The organism is Cellulomonas xylanilytica, assembly GCF_007989805.1.
GTDB classification, from domain to species: domain Bacteria; phylum Actinomycetota; class Actinomycetes; order Actinomycetales; family Cellulomonadaceae; genus Cellulomonas; species Cellulomonas xylanilytica.
Map to the genome: position 1 here is coordinate 38,077 of NZ_BJUB01000002.1, position 14,250 is coordinate 52,326.

A 14,250-nucleotide genomic window follows, 5' to 3' on the forward strand; every position below is an offset into this window, starting at 1 on the left:
GGTGGCATGACGGCCTGGGAACAGGTTCTGGACGAGCTCGTACGGGTTCGGGGGCGCGCGCTCGTGCGGTACGCGACGCTGCTCACGGGCGACGAGCGCGAGGGTGAGGACCTGGTCCAGGACGCGCTGGTGCGCTGCTTCAGCCAGGGTCGCACCCTCCGCGACCCGGGCGCCGCGGAGTCGTACGTGCGGCAGGCGATCCTCTCGATCTTCCTGGACGCCTACCGCCGCAAGGCCCGGTGGACGGCGGTCCGCCACCTGCTCGCGCGGGAGGACGACACCGCCGACCACGGACCTGCCAGCACGGCCCGGCTCGACGTGCAGACCGCCCTGCTCACGCTGCGTCCCCGGCTGCGGGCGTGCGTGGTGCTCCGGTTCTACGACGACCTCACGGTCCCCGAGATCGCCCGCCGGCTCGCGCTGTCCGACGGCACCGTCAAGCGCTACCTCTTCGACGCGATCGGCCAGCTCGAGTCCCTGCTGGGGCCGCTGCCCGACGCGCACACCATCGACATCCAGCTGGTCCCGACAGGAGTGACCCGATGAGCCCCGACCTGACCCGCGCCCTGCACGACGCCGTCGACACCGGCCCCGACGACTCCCCGTTCGACGTGCTGACCCTCACCGGCCGCATCCGGCGGCGCCGGACCGTCCGCGCGGGGGTGCGTGGCGGGGTGGCCGTCGGTGCCGTCGGTGCCGTGGCGTTCGGCGCCGTGTACGTCGGAGGGCGGGATCCTCTGTCCGTGCTCCCCGCGGCGTCGGCCGACGCCGAGCCGGGGACGTGCGGCTCGGACATCGGTCTCCTGCCGACGGCCGCTCCCGGTCGTGTCGGTCTGCTGCCGCCGTCGACGGACGGCGCCTGGTACATGGACGAGGACGCCCCCGTCCCTCCGCAGGGCACGGACCTGGGAGCCCTGGTCGGGCGCACCATGGGCCCGACGCTCGTCCGCGAGCTGTCGCCGGGGGCTCGGGACGCCGCGGTCGCCGACCTGGTGCGCGGCGCGCAGGAGGCGCTCGCCGAGGCGGAGGCGCGTCGCGCGAGCAGGCTGGCGGCTCCCGGCGCCGCCTCGCTCACCGCAGGCCAGCTCGACGCACTGGACCGTGGCGTGGACGTCGCGCGCCGACAGCTCGAGTCCGCGCAGACGTCGGACCCGATCTCCGGCGTCGGCGACGAGCTCGACAGCCACATCCTGATCACCCGCGACGGCACGGTCGTGGCGTCCGACGCGGACCCGTCGCCGGACCCGCGGTACTCGTGGATCTCGTCGCTCGACCGTTCCACGGCCATGAGCATGACGAGCACGGAGCTCAGCACCTGCGCGACGGACGCCGACCCCGGCGGCGTGCCGCTGCCCGCGGGCGAGTACTCCGTCTACGTGAGCTACACCGAGGACGGCGAGCGCGCCGCGGCAGGCCCGTGGTCCCTGACCCTGCTCGAGATGCCACCGGCACCGACCGGCCTCCCCGAGGGCTTCCCGGTCGACGACATCCCTCTCATCGGCGGGCGGCTGGTCTCGGTCACGCCGACGGGTGGATCGAGCGGCGAGGGGTGGGTCGTCCAGATCGCTGTCGACGGGGACGACGCCGCCATGGAGGCCGCCCGACTGCTCCGCGACGACCTGCCGACCACCTCGGCGCTGTCGCTCCCGCGCGGCATCTCCCTCGACGTGGCCGGGTGGGAGGTCGGCGTCGCAGCGTCGACGTCGGAGGACGGAGAGCCGACGGTCGTCTACTCGATCCTCCCGGGCTGACGCCCCGGTCAGGCGTCCAGCGCCGCCTCGACGGTGTCGTGCACGGTGAACACCTGGAGCAGCGCGGTGATCCGGAAGACCTTGAGCAGCCGCTCGGAGTCGATCACGAGCTGCAGCTGACCGCCCGCCAGGCGGACCTTCTTCAGGGTGCCGACGAGCACGCCGAGGCCGGTCGAGTCCATGAACCGGACCGCCCGGAGGTCGATCACCAGATCCGTCCGGTCCCGGTCGAGCAGCAGGGAGACCTCGTCGCGCAGCGCGTCGGCGGACGACACGTCGATCTCGCCGTCCACCTCCACGACGGTCCGGGGACCGACGTCCCGGCTGGTCACACGCACGTCCATCGGCCCTCCTTCCCGCGAGCATTCAAACAGACGCACGGCCGGTCGACGAGGACCTCAGCCGCGGACGAACGACACCCGGTCCCCAGGCCGCACCTGGGCCAGCCGACCGTGCGCGTACCGCCGGAGCACAGCGACCACCGGGTACCCGCCCGTGACCGGGTGGTCGACGCCGAACACGACGGGCTGGCCATCGGGCGGCACCTGCACGGCGCCGGGCACCAGTCCCTCCGACGGCAGCTCGCGTCCGGTCGCGGCGGCCGTGCGGGTCAGCGCCGGACCGGTGAGCCGGACCGCCACCCGGTTGGTCGCCGGGGTGACGTGCCACTCACCCGCCCGCAATCCCGCCAGCACGTCCTCGAACCAGTCCGCGTGCGGTCCCGCCACCACCGGCAGCTCCACCCGGCTCGGCGGCTCCCGCAGCGGCGCGAGGTCCACCACCGGCCAGCTCCGAGGCGCCGGCCCGACCGCCAGCACGTCGCCCGTCCGCACCGGCTCCGGTCCGACACCCGCCAGCTGGTCCGTCGACCGGGAGCCCAGCACGGCCGGCACGTCGATCCCGCCCCGGACCGCGACGTACGCCCGCAGCCCCGACGTCACGGGGCCGAGCCGCAGCACGGTCCCCGAGCGGATCTCCAGCACCGCCGCGCGCCCGACCGGCCGGTCGTCCAGCCACGCCGGCCCCGGTGCACCCGCGATCGCCACCGTCACGTCCCCGACCGCGCGCACGCGCAGGCCGCCGAGCAGCACCTCCAGCCCCGCGGCACCCTCGTCGTTGGCCACCAGCCGGTTGGCCAGCCGCAGCGCCGCCGCGTCGGCCGCCCCCGCACGGCCGACCCCGACGTGCGCCCAGCCGGGCCGGCCCAGGTCCTCCACCAGCGTCAGGAGCCCGGGGTCGAGCACCTCCAGCGCCGTCACCGCACCGCTCGTCATGACGACGTGAACCGCACGCGCGTGCCGGGCTGCAGGAGCGCCGGGGGGTCGCGGTCGACGTCGAAGAGGGTCTCCTCGCACCGGCCCAGCAGCCGCCACCCACCCGGGGTCGCCGCCGGGTACACCGCGCTGAACTCGTCGGCGATCGCCACGGACCCGGCCGGCACGCGCTCGCGCGGGCTGTCCAGCCGCGGCACCCGCAGCGCCGGGTCCAGCCCGACCAGGTACGCGAACCCGGCCATGAACCCCCCGAACGCCACCGTGTACCGCGCACCGGTGTGCCGGGCGACGACCTCGTCGGCAGTCAGCCTGGTCAGCCGGGCGACCTCCGCCAGGTCCGGCCCGTCGTAGTCGACCGCGAGCACCACCTCCGGGCGCTCCGCCTCCGCGGCGGGAGCGGACCGTCCCGCCCACCAGCGCTCCACCGGCAACCCACGCGGGTCCGCGCCCTCGCGCACCCGCAGCAGCAGCGTCCGCGCGGCCGGGACCTGGTCGACGACGACCGCCGCGTCCGGGTCCCACGCGCGCGCGGCCCGGACCGCGTCGTCCAGCGCGCGGACCTCCGCCAGCCCGGCGAGCTCCACGAGGACGGCGTCGTCCCCGTAGGGCACCACCCGCGGCGCACGTGCGTCGGTCATGCGCCGATCCTGCCGGACCTACGGCACGGTGAGCTTCTCCCGCAGCTGAGCGACGCCCGTGGCGTCCACGGGCAGGCCGATGCCCGCATCGCTCTCGGTCCGTGCCGGCCGATGGGCCCGACACCGACCATGACGGACGAGCACGCCGTGTCGTCGGGTGCATGGTCCGGCGCGCCGGCCGTCAGGGCGTGCAGGCACGACCGTCGCGTCATGCACGGGCGAACCGCCAGCCGGTCGTCCCGTGCTCGCCGACGTGGGTAGGTCAGCCCGCGAAGGGCGCGAGCATGACGCCGTGCGCGACCAGGGCTGCTCGGACCGTACGGGCGAGCGCGGCGGCGCCGGGCGTGTCGGAGTGCACGCACACGGACTCGGCCGCGACGGTGACCTCGGTGCCGTCGACCGCGCGGACCACGCCGTCCGTGGCCAACCGGAGGACCAGGGCAGCGACCTCGGCGGCGTCGGTGACGAGCGCGCCCGGCTCCGAGCGCGGCACCAGGGTCCCGTCGGCGCGGTAGCCGCGGTCGGCGAAGGCCTCCGGGACGGCGCGGAGGCCGCGCACGCTCGCCGCGGCCAGCACGGCCGACCCCGGGAGGCCCAGCACCGGCAGGTCCGTGATCGCGGCGACGACCGCCCGGGCGTGCTCCTCGTGGTGGACGACAGCGTTGTACAGCGCGCCGTGCGGCTTCACGTACGCCACGCGCGCACCCTCCCGGAGAGCGACCGCCTGCAGGGTCTCGATCTGCTCGGCCACCTGCGCCGTCAGCACGTCCGCGGGCACGTCGAGGAACCGGCGGCCGAAGTTCTCCCGGTCCAGGTACGAGACGTGCGCGCCCACGGCGACGCCGCGCGCCGACGCCGCCCGGCAGACCGACGCCATGATCCGCTCGTCGCCCGCGTGGAACCCGCACGCGACGTTGGCGCTGGTCACGACGTCGAGCAGCATCGTGTCGAGGCCGTCCACGCCGGCCTCCCACGCGTCGAGCTCCTCACCGAGATCGCAGTTGAGGTCGATCCTCGCCCCCATCCGTCCAGTCATCCCCCGATCCTGCCCGACCCGCGCGCGGTGGGAGGATGGACGGGTGGTGGAACCCGGTGCGCTGCTCGACGTGCTGCTCGCCGCCGGGGGTCGCTCGGACCGCATGACCCATGTCCGGCACCTGCCCGCGCGGCCAGGCACGCAGGCGGACTGGCCGTCGTGGGCGGACGCCGACCTGGTGCAGGGGTACCGCGCCCTGGGGGTCGACCGCCCCTGGCTCCACCAGGTCGAGGCCGCCGACTCGGCGTGGTCCGGACGGCACACCGTGCTGGCCACCTCGACCGGCTCCGGCAAGTCCCTCGCGTTCTGGCTGCCGGCGCTCTCCACCGCCCGAGCCGCGAGCGCACGGTCGCTCCTCGACCCCGGCCGGATCGAGACGGTGACCCGTCGCGCGACGACCCTCTACCTGTGCCCGACGAAGGCGCTCGCCGCCGACCAGCTCGCCGCCCTCGACCGGCTCCTCGTGGCCGGCCGGACCCGTGACGTGCGGGTCTCCACCTGCGACGGCGACACGTCGCTGGAGGAACGCCGCTGGGTGCAGGAGCACGCGGACGTCGTCCTGACCAACCCCGACTTCCTGCACTTCGCGCTCCTGCCGCAGCACCGGCGGTGGGCGCGGCTGCTCGGCTCGCTGCGGTACGTGGTCGTCGACGAGTGCCACGCGTTCCGCGGCGTCTTCGGTGCGCACGTGGGCCTGGTGCTGCGGCGGCTGCGGCGGCTCGCCGCGTCCTACGGTGCGACCCCGACCTTCCTGCTCGCGTCTGCCACCACCTCCGACCCCGCCGCGAGCGCCGCCCGGCTCATCGGCGTCGACCCGTCCGAGGTCACGGCGGTCACCGCCGACGCCTCCCCTGCCGGTCGCAAGACGTTCGTCCTGTGGCAGCCGCCCGAGCTGCCCGGCTCCGACGCCCCGTGGTCCGCGCTCCTGCCCGAGGACGACCCGTGGGCCGCCCCGCTGGCGCTGCCACGCCACGTGACCCGCAGCGCGGACGACCCCAGCCCCCCGGCTCCGGACGACGTCTGGGGGACGGTCGCGAGCCCGGTGGGGCCGTCGCCCGGTGCCCAGGACCCGGTCGCCCTGTCCGAGCTCCTCGCCGGGGCGCTCCCGGGGATGGGCGACAGGCCGAACCCGCTCGCGACGGATCTCGGCCCTCCTCTCGCAGGCACCGGTGAGGGGTCCGGGCCGCTCGGCACGGGCGAGCGGGTCGTCGCGGAGCCCTCGGACCGGCCGCGACGCACCGCGACCGCCGAGATCGCCGACCTGTTGGCCGACCTCACCGCCGCGGGCGCACGGTCGCTCGCCTTCACACGCTCGCGGCGCGGTGCCGAGTCCGTCGCGGCGACCACCCGGGCGCACCTGCTGGAGATCGACCCGACGTTCGCGACGTCCGTGCAGGCCTACCGCGGCGGGTACCTGCCGGAGGAGCGCCGCGCCCTGGAGGCAGCGATCCGCTCGGGTGCGCTGCGCGCTCTCGCGACGACCAACGCCCTCGAGCTGGGTGTCGACATCTCCGGGCTGGACGCCGTCCTCATCGCTGGCTGGCCCGGCACCCGCGTCTCGCTCTGGCAGCAGGCGGGTCGCGCCGGGCGCGCGGGCACCGACGGGCTCGTCGTCCTGGTCGCCCGCGAGGACCCCCTCGACACGTTCCTCGTGCACCACCCCGAGGCGGTCTTCGACGCACCCGTCGAGGCGACCGTCTTCGACACCACCAACCCGTACGTGCTGGCGCCGCACCTGTGCGCCGCTGCGGCCGAGCTCCCCCTGCGGTCCGAGGAGCTGGACCTGTTCGGGGCCCACACCGCCGACCTGCTCGCCGAGCTGGTCGAGCGCGGGACCCTGCGCCGGCGGCCGTCCGGCTGGTACTGGACCCACAACGAGCAGGCCAGCCGCCTCACCGACCTGCGCGGTTCCGGCGGTGACCCCGTCCGGGTGGTCGAGTCCGCCACCGGCCGGCTCCTCGGGACGGTCGACGCCGCCTCCGCCGACTCGACCGTCCACGACGGCGCCGTCTACGTGCACCAGGGCGCCTCGTTCGTCGTGGACGAGCTCGGGCTCGAGGACGGCGTCGCCCTGGTGACCCGTCGTGACGTCGACTACGGCACCTGGGCGCGCTGGGTCACGACGACCGAGATCCAGTCCGTCGACGCCGAGGTGCCGTGGGGACCCGTCACGTGGGGCTTCGGGTCGGTCGACGTGACCACCCAGGTCCTGGGCTACCAGCGCAAACGCATCCCCGACCTGCAGGTGCTCGGCACCGAGGAGCTCGACCTGCCCGCCCGCACCCTGCGCACGACCGCCGTCTGGTGGACCGCCCCCGCCGAGGTCCTGCTCGCCGCCGGGGTCACCGTCGAAGCCACTCCCGGCGCCCTGCACGCCGCCGAGCACGCCTCCATCGGCCTCCTCCCCCTGCTCGCGACCTGCGACCGGTGGGACCTCGGCGGGCTCTCGACCGCGCTGCACGTCGACACCGAGCAGGCCACCGTCTTCGTGCACGACGCCTACCCCGGCGGTGCCGGCTTCGCGGAACGCGGCTTCACGCTCGGCGCCACCTGGCTGCGGGCCACGCGTGACGCGATCGCCGCGTGCCGGTGCTTCGCCGGGTGCCCCGCGTGCGTGCAGTCGCCGAAGTGCGGCAACGCGAACAACCCCCTGGACAAGGCCGCAGCGATCCGGCTGCTCACCGCGGTCCTCGCCCACGCGCCCGCCGCCTGAGCGGTCGCACCGGCTCGGCTCGAGACCGACCGGTCGGCTCGGCGCACGCCCGCCGCCCTCCGCGCCGCTGAGCGGCGGCTCAACTCGACTCGGGACCGGACGGGTCCAGGTGTCGCGCGCCCGTCGAGCTCGAGCCGTCACCGCCGTCGTCACTCGCGCGCCGACGCCGGGCCGGCACGCGCCGAGGCTGTCGCCGTGCCGGCCGCACCCTGCACGGCCACCCGCACCGTCAGCACCCCTGCGCCCTCGTCCGTGCAGGACGACAGCCTCCCGCCGTTGCGGCGGACGACCTCCGCGGCGGTCGCGCACGGGTCGCGGGCCTGACCGGCCAGGAGTCCGGCGGCACCCGCGAGCGCACCCAGGTCCGCCGCCGACTGCGCTCGACCCCGGGCAAGCTGCGCGGAGGCGAGCAGCCCGAGCATCGCCGCGACGACCAGCGCCACCGCGACGAGCGCCAGCAGCAGCACCGTGCCCGAGCCCTGCTCGCCGCGACCTCCCGGGACCCGCGACCGGGTGATCCGGCGAGCCCCGGCGAGACCGGCCCCCGCCCGTGCCGGGCCAGGACGGTCGTCGCGCACAACGGCCGAGCGGCGCACGATCACGGTTCCGCCCGGGACACCGCGCTCGCCCGGGCGCGCAGCGCGGAGCTGCCCCACGACCCCGACGCGACCGCCGCCGACACCTCGACCGTGACCCACCCCCCGGCGCGTGACACCGCGACCGACGCGTCCTCACCGGCCAGACGCCGAGCGGTCGCCGCCACCGAGCTGTCCCGCTCCCCCAGCGCCGCCGCGCGGGCGCCCGCACGGGCGGCATCGGTGCACCGCGTCTGAGCGATCGCCGACGACGCGATCGTCAGCAGCGCGACCAGCAGGATCGCCACCGCGGGCAGACCGACCGCGAGCTCGGCGGTGACGCTGCCGCGGTCCCGCCGGCTCGCGACGGTCACGACGACAACGCCTGGCGGACGATGCCGAGGAGCAGCCCCTTGACCTCGTTGCCCTTGAGGATCACCACCAGCAGTCCCGCGAACCCGACCGCCGCGAGCGTGGCGATGGCGTACTCGGCGGTCGCCATCCCCGCCTCGGCCAGGTCGGCGCGCGTCCGCCGGCCACGCTCGTGCCAGGCGAGGACCGCGCGCGGCAACCGTCGCCGTCGGTCGGCCAGCGCCCGCCGGCCGTCGGGCCGGGCGGTCCGAGCCGGCGCACGACCGCCGGTCGCGACCACGTGCGGCCGTGCCGCGGCTCCGCTGGGCGTCGGGTCGTCGTCGTCCGAGCCGGTCTGGTCCGGCGCCGGAGCCGTGGGGTGGTGCGTCATGGCGTCTCCTCTCGCGTGGCGCCGGCTCGTCCGGCGCTCCGCCAGCGTCGACCGCGGCACCGGCCGGCAGGCCGGGGTGGGGAGCATCAGTGGGCCGGCTGCCGATCGGCCGGGCTGTGGACGACTCGCCAGAGATCGACAGTGCGCAGTCCGCAGTCCGCACTCCGTCCGGAAGCGGTGAGGCTGCGAGGCGTCGCGGTCGAATGACGAGGTCGCGGCGATGTGGCGGGGCTGCTGCGCGGAGGTCCGTGCACGACGCCCAAAGCCAGCGCGATCCCTGGGACTTCAAAGGGAACGCGGCTCTCGCTTGCGCACACTGAGGCTGGGCGCCAGGGACCGCACCGCGCAGTCGAAGGGAACGCGGCTCCCGCCCACGCGCACTGGGGCTGGGCGCCAGCGACCGCACCGCGCTCGGACACGGGCTCCGCACTGGCGTCGCTGGCGGCGACGTGGCGCCCGGAACACGCGCGCTCGTCTCGTGTCTGGGCGATGGCAGGGTGCTGTGGACCGTCGATGGAGCTCGGGCGCCCGCGTCAGCCGAACAGGTCGCCCGCGAGGCTGAGGAGCATCGGCACGAGGCCGAGAAGGACGAACGCGGGCAGGAAGCACAGCCCGAGCGGCAGGACGAGCTGCACGCCGAGCGCCCCGGCGGCGGTGCGGGAGCGGGTCCGACGGTCCCGCCGCAGCTGGTCCGCCCGTCCGCGCAGCGCCGGTCCGGGGGCGGTGCCGGTGCTCCAGCTGGCTTCCAGCGCACCGACGACGTCCGTCAGCGTGCTCTCGGCCCACGCCGACTGCCAGGACGCGCCGAGCAGCAGCGCGGTGCCACCCCTCCCGAGCTCCGCTCCCTGCTGACCGCCCACGGCCGCGCCCACGGCGGACAGCGCACGCGGCAGGGAGACACCGGTGCCGATGGCGACGTCGAGGAGGTCGAGCAGCAGCACGGCGTCCATGACGCCCGGAACAGGAGCGAGATCGCCGGGCCGAGGCCGCTGCGGCGCGGCGGGTGGAACGCGTCTCGACCACCACGGGCTGGACGCCGCACCGCACGACAGCGCGACGAGGATCGCGAGCATCCCGGGCGTCACGTTCGTCCGCGGAGGTGGACGTCCACTGCACCGCCGGCGACGACGATCCCCGCTCGGACGGCGGGCGCCCTGAGCACTCCCGGTCGATCTGCGCCGACCCGCGACCCGCTCCTCACGATGCGACCGCTCGAGGTGCACGCGTCATCGAGGGGCCGGCTCGGGACACCACGGCGTGCGACCCACCCGTGCGCGTCCCGCGTGCGCGGGCCCGATCCGGTCGGTCGTCGCCGGCCCGACCCGCCCGCGCGAGGAGCGCGGCGGTCCACCAGCGGCCCAGGAGCAGCAGCACGGCACCGAGCACCGCCGACGCCGTCCCGATCCCGCCCGAGAGCACGACCGCCACGGGGTCCGCGCCGAGCAGGGCCCCGAGCGCCACCCCGAGCAGCGGCAGCCAGGCGAGCACCTGCGCGGTGGACCGCGGTCCCGCGAGGGCAGCCCGGCGTTCACCGTCGGCCTCCTCGTCCGCGGCGACCGCCGACGCGATCCGTTCGAGCACACCGGCCAGGGGTGCGCCGAGATCGTCGGAGAGCCGTGCCGCGGCCAGCACCGCATGCACGCGCTGCACACCGCCGTCGTCGGAGCGCCCACCGAACGTGACGCGCGATCGGACGCCGGAGCCGGCGCGCAGGGTGAAGCGTCCCGGACCGTCGGTGTCCGTCCCGGCCGGGCCGCGGCCCCGGAGCAGCGAGCCGGACGGTCGGGACGTCGCGGTCAGCAGCGCACCGGACGTCGGCACGTGCCCGATCGCCACGGTGCCGAGCACCCGGGACCACGCGTCGCCGGGCGCGGCCCCGGCACGGAGCTGAGCGCAGACCCCGAGCAGGAGCGCCGACAGGTCGGGGGCAGACCGGGGCCGTGCGATGCGGTCGACCGGGCGTCGCCGCGCGCTCGTGCCGACCGGACGTCCACCCGTCCCTGCGGTCGCGACGACCGCCAGCGCCACGAGCACCCCCACCAGAGCACTCACCGGCCCGCCTCCAGCTGCGCGCGGGATGCCGGCAGACCGAGGCGGTCCGCGAGCGCGGGCCAGGCCGGCCCGGGCGTGGTGACACCGGTCGGGTCGACGCGCAGCGCGCACGCCACCTCGAGACCACCCGCAGCGCCTCGGCGCACGACACCGACCTCGGCGACGTACCGGCGATCGGCCCGCCGCAGGTGCAGCACCGCGTCGAACGCGCTCGCGGCCTGCGCGGCGAGCGCCTCGCGGGACATCCCGGCCAGCGCCGCGAGCGCCTCGAGCCGCGCAGGCACGTCGGCGGCGGCGTTGGCGTGCACCGTGGCGCAGCCGCCGTCGTGCCCGGTGTTGAGCGCGGCGAGGACCTCTCGCACCTCGGCGCCCCGGCACTCCCCGAGGACGATCCGATCGGGTCGCATGCGGAGCGCGTGGCGGACCAGGTCGGTCAGGTCCACACGCCCGGCGCCGTCGACGTTCGCGTGCCGCGCCAGCAGCCGGACGACGTGCGGGTGCGCGGGCGCGAGCTCCCCGGCCTCCTCGACGACCACGAGCCGTTCGTCGTGCGGAACCAGTGACAGCAGCGCGGCGAGCAGGGTGGTCTTGCCCGACCCGGTCGCCCCCGAGATCAGGAGGTTGGACCGCGTGGCGACGAGCGCGCGGACCACCGGCACCAGGGCCGGCGCGAGCGTCCCGGACGCGACGAGCTGGTCCACGGTGAACGCGCGGGACCGGACCACCCGCAGGCTGATCAGGGCGCAGGCCCCCGCCACCGGTGGCAGCACGGCGTGCAGCCGGGTGCCGTCCGGGAGCCGCGCGTCGACCGCGGGCGAGGCGTCGTCGAGCCGTTGCCCACCCGCGGCCGCGAGCCGGACCGCGAGTGCGCGGACGTCGTCGGCGCCACCGAGGTCCACCTCCGCGCGGCTCAGCCGCCCCGCCCGCTCCACCCAGACGTCACGCGGACCGTTGACCAGCACGTCGGTGACGTCGGGGTCGTCGAGGAGCGCCTGCAGCCGACCAGCGCCGAAGAGCTCGTCGCGGATGGTGCGGGTCACGGAGCGCAGCGCGCTCGACCCGAGCACCGTCCCGGCGTCCCGGGCCGTCGCCTCGATGGCCGCACCCAGCGAGGTGTCGGACGCCGGTTGCGTGCCGAGCCGCGTCCGCACGGCATCGAGGAAGTCCGGTCCCACGCCCCGGACGAGGGTGCTCATGGCAGGTTCCGGTGCAGCGCTGCGACGACGCGAGCCGCCGAGCGGGCCGTCCGGCCGGCCCCGGGGACGCCGCCGCGCTCGAGGCTGCCCACCAGACCGCGGTCCGGCGGGAGCGTCGTCAGCACGGGCAGGTCGACCGCCTCGGACAGCTCGATCGAGCCGAGGCCGCCGGGCGCCGGGCCGCGCACGACCAGCCACGTGGGTGCGTGGGGCGGGCCGAGACGGGGGCGCATGGCGAGGATGCCGGCGACCGTGCGCAGGTCCAGCGGTGCGACGACGAGCACCGCGTCGCACGCGCCCACCAGGGACTCGCCCGCGACCACGGCGGCACGGTCCAGGTCGAGCACGAGCGCTCCCGCCTCGGCGGTCAGCGCGTGCAGGACGTCGGCGACGACCGCCGGCTCGGGCGCTCCCGGCCGGGCGCGGTCCGCGCTCAGCACCGCGCACGTGCCCCAGCGCGGCAGGAGCGCGAGCACGTCCGCACCGGACACCTCGCCCTGCGCGTCCGCCAGGTCCGGCCAGCGCACGCCGTCGGCGGCCTCGAGCCCCAGCAGCACGTCGATGCCCGCGGACGCGCGGTCGAGGTCGACCAGGACGGTTGCCGTCCGCCGGGCGAGGTGCCGGGCGACGGCCGCGGAGAGGGTGGACGCCCCCGCTCCGCCGCGCCCGGCCACGACTCCGACCACGTGCGCGCGCTGGGGGGACGAGGCGACCGACGGCCAGGTCGGGGGGACGGGACGCGCACCGGCGAGGGGGGTCATCGGCAGCTCCTCTCCGTCGTGGCCCGACCTGACCGCCGGCGCACGATGAACACTGCCGGGCACGACGGACCAGTCGCCGACCGCCGGGTCAGCCTGGGGACACGGGCCTCAGCGGTCGGGGCTGTGGGCGGCTCGGCGCCCGAGGCGGAGGCCCGTCGACACCACCCCGTCGGTCGCGCAGCGCCCTGTCGGCCACCCCGCGAACCCACCGCGCCGTCGCGCTCCGACAGCCTCCTGTCGGCCCGAGCACGCCGCGACCGCTCCGTCGCTCGGCTCCGCGCCGCCCTGTCGGCCCCGCCCACTAGGCTCGCGGCGATCCGCACAGCGCCCGGACACGGGACCGCCGACATCGACGACGACGCCCGGAGCAGCATGGACGAGGACCCGACGCAGCACGACGCGCTGCGTGAGGCCGCCTTCTTCGACCTCGACAAGACGATCATCGCGACGTCGTCGGCCACGGCCTTCTCCCGCCCGTTCCTGGCGCAGGGTCTGCTCACGCGGCGCTCGGTCCTGCGCACGGCGTACGCGCAGCTCATGTACCTGGTCGGCGGCGCGGACGAGGACCAGACGGAGCGGCTGCGGGCTCAGCTGTCGCGGATGGTCGCGGGCTGGGACGTGTCGCTGGTGTCCTCGATCGTGGCGGAGACGCTGCACGAGTCGATCGACCCGACCGTGTACGCGGAGGCGGTCGCGCTCATCGACGAGCACCACGCCGCCGGCCGGGACGTCGTGGTGGTCTCGGCGTCGGGAGCGGAGGTGGTCGAGCCGATCGCCGCGATCCTCGGTGCGGACCGCGTCATCGCGACCCGCATGAACGTGGTCGACGGCCGGTACACGGGCGAGATCGACTTCTACGCCTACGGCGAGAACAAGGCGTCGGCCATCCGGGACATCGCGCAGGTCGAGGGCTACGACCTGGAGGCCAGCTACGCGTACTCGGACTCGATCACCGACGCGCCGATGCTGGGGGCGGTCGGCCACGCGTTCGCGGTGAACCCGGACCGGGCGCTGCGCCGGCTCGCCCTCGAGCGGGGCTGGGGTACGTTGTCGTTCGTCCGGCCGGTGCCGCTGTTCCCGCGCCGGGCGCGCATCGCGACGGCCGGTGTCGTCGCCGTCGTCGTGCTGGGTGTCGTGGTGACCTGGATCGCGGTGCACCGGCGGCGTCGGGCCCGCTGAGCGCGTCCCGCATCACGGACGACCGTCCCAGCATCCGGAGGCCGCCGTGGCGTGGCCTGCGTCGTCATCGTCATGGGTTTCGCTCGTGCGGGATGTGAGGTACGACAGGTCTCACAACTGCATGACCGTGAAGGTACCCACGCGCAGGAGAGCCCACCTATGGGCAGGTCGACCGGGCTGGTCCCGTCGCGACCGACACCGGTGCACGCCTGATCACCTTCCGATCGGCTGTTGGCGACGGCGCCCCCAGGGGCGCCGTCGTTCGTGTGTGACACCGGGGCGCAGCAGCTGAGCGACGACGCCGGTGGCGTGGGCCACCACCGACACCGACGG

General features: G+C 75.9%; 15 protein-coding genes. 4 read left to right on the plus strand and 11 right to left on the minus strand.

The window, feature by feature from the left end; translation table 11 throughout:
• The first annotated feature begins 6 nt into the window (after nucleotides 1-6).
• Both CXY01_RS03025 and CXY01_RS03030 read left to right on the plus strand, forming a co-directional pair.
• On the plus strand, nucleotides 7-546 hold the full coding sequence (locus tag CXY01_RS03025) for an RNA polymerase sigma factor (RefSeq protein WP_146925604.1): 540 nt from the start codon (nucleotides 7-9) through the stop codon (nucleotides 544-546).
• Nucleotides 543-1,751 (plus strand): hypothetical protein, encoded by a 1,209-nt coding sequence (locus CXY01_RS03030; RefSeq protein ID WP_146925605.1) that lies wholly within the window; start codon nucleotides 543-545, stop codon nucleotides 1,749-1,751. The genes CXY01_RS03025 and CXY01_RS03030 overlap by 4 nt, the downstream gene beginning before the upstream one ends.
• An 8-nt stretch (nucleotides 1,752-1,759) precedes the next feature.
• Here the strand turns inward: CXY01_RS03030 and CXY01_RS03035 are convergent, their stop codons facing one another.
• The 4 genes from CXY01_RS03035 to CXY01_RS03050 form a co-directional block, all read right to left on the minus strand.
• Nucleotides 1,760-2,095 carry an STAS domain-containing protein gene (locus CXY01_RS03035; RefSeq protein ID WP_146925606.1) on the minus strand — a complete coding sequence of 112 codons (336 nt, stop codon included), beginning with the start codon at nucleotides 2,093-2,095 and terminating at the stop codon, nucleotides 1,760-1,762.
• Between the two features lie 54 nt (nucleotides 2,096-2,149).
• On the minus strand, nucleotides 2,150-3,010 hold the full coding sequence (locus tag CXY01_RS03040; protein ID WP_246124987.1) for a 5-oxoprolinase subunit C family protein: 861 nt from the start codon (nucleotides 3,008-3,010) through the stop codon (nucleotides 2,150-2,152).
• Nucleotides 3,011-3,021: 11 nt separating this feature from the next.
• A complete protein-coding gene (locus CXY01_RS03045; protein ID WP_146925608.1) occupies nucleotides 3,022-3,663 on the minus strand; it encodes a 5-oxoprolinase subunit B family protein in 642 nt (213 codons plus the stop codon).
• Between the two features lie 262 nt (nucleotides 3,664-3,925).
• Entirely contained in the window at nucleotides 3,926-4,699 is a 774-nt protein-coding gene (locus CXY01_RS03050; RefSeq protein WP_246124990.1) for a LamB/YcsF family protein, read from the minus strand.
• A 103-nt stretch (nucleotides 4,700-4,802) separates the two neighbouring features.
• Here CXY01_RS03050 and CXY01_RS03055 point away from each other — a divergent pair, with 103 nt between their 5' ends.
• The gene (locus CXY01_RS03055) at nucleotides 4,803-7,412 is read left to right on the plus strand and encodes a DEAD/DEAH box helicase (RefSeq protein ID WP_146926056.1); all 2,610 of its coding nucleotides are present in this window, start codon (nucleotides 4,803-4,805) and stop codon (nucleotides 7,410-7,412) included.
• A gap of 149 nt (nucleotides 7,413-7,561) precedes the next feature.
• Here the strand turns inward: CXY01_RS03055 and CXY01_RS03060 are convergent, their stop codons facing one another.
• The 7 genes from CXY01_RS03060 to ssd form a co-directional block, all read right to left on the minus strand.
• Nucleotides 7,562-8,014: an Rv3654c family TadE-like protein gene (locus CXY01_RS03060; RefSeq protein WP_246124991.1), complete on the minus strand. Its 453-nt coding sequence runs from the start codon at nucleotides 8,012-8,014 to the stop codon at nucleotides 7,562-7,564.
• On the minus strand, nucleotides 8,011-8,361 hold the full coding sequence (locus CXY01_RS03065; protein WP_146925609.1) for a TadE family type IV pilus minor pilin: 351 nt from the start codon (nucleotides 8,359-8,361) through the stop codon (nucleotides 8,011-8,013). Before CXY01_RS03065 ends, CXY01_RS03060 begins: the two co-directional genes overlap by 4 nt.
• Nucleotides 8,358-8,729 (minus strand): DUF4244 domain-containing protein, encoded by a 372-nt coding sequence (locus tag CXY01_RS21125; RefSeq protein WP_246124993.1) that lies wholly within the window; start codon nucleotides 8,727-8,729, stop codon nucleotides 8,358-8,360. The genes CXY01_RS03065 and CXY01_RS21125 overlap by 4 nt, the downstream gene beginning before the upstream one ends.
• Before the next feature lie 533 nt (nucleotides 8,730-9,262).
• Nucleotides 9,263-9,679: a type II secretion system F family protein gene (locus CXY01_RS03075; protein WP_186813278.1), complete on the minus strand. Its 417-nt coding sequence runs from the start codon at nucleotides 9,677-9,679 to the stop codon at nucleotides 9,263-9,265.
• Between the two features lie 247 nt (nucleotides 9,680-9,926).
• Nucleotides 9,927-10,781, minus strand: a complete 855-nt coding sequence (locus tag CXY01_RS03080) for a type II secretion protein F (protein WP_186813279.1) — start codon at nucleotides 10,779-10,781, stop codon at nucleotides 9,927-9,929.
• Nucleotides 10,778-11,977, minus strand: coding sequence for a TadA family conjugal transfer-associated ATPase (locus tag CXY01_RS03085; RefSeq protein ID WP_146925611.1), 1,200 nt, complete (start codon nucleotides 11,975-11,977; stop codon nucleotides 10,778-10,780). The genes CXY01_RS03080 and CXY01_RS03085 overlap by 4 nt, the downstream gene beginning before the upstream one ends.
• Nucleotides 11,974-12,738, minus strand: a complete 765-nt coding sequence (gene ssd / locus CXY01_RS03090; protein WP_146925612.1) for a septum site-determining protein Ssd — start codon at nucleotides 12,736-12,738, stop codon at nucleotides 11,974-11,976. Before ssd ends, CXY01_RS03085 begins: the two co-directional genes overlap by 4 nt.
• A gap of 372 nt (nucleotides 12,739-13,110) precedes the next feature.
• On the opposite strand from ssd, the gene CXY01_RS03095 reads away from it, so the two are divergent.
• Nucleotides 13,111-13,917: an HAD family hydrolase gene (locus tag CXY01_RS03095; protein ID WP_146925613.1), complete on the plus strand. Its 807-nt coding sequence runs from the start codon at nucleotides 13,111-13,113 to the stop codon at nucleotides 13,915-13,917.
• The last annotated feature ends 333 nt before the right edge of the window (nucleotides 13,918-14,250 follow it).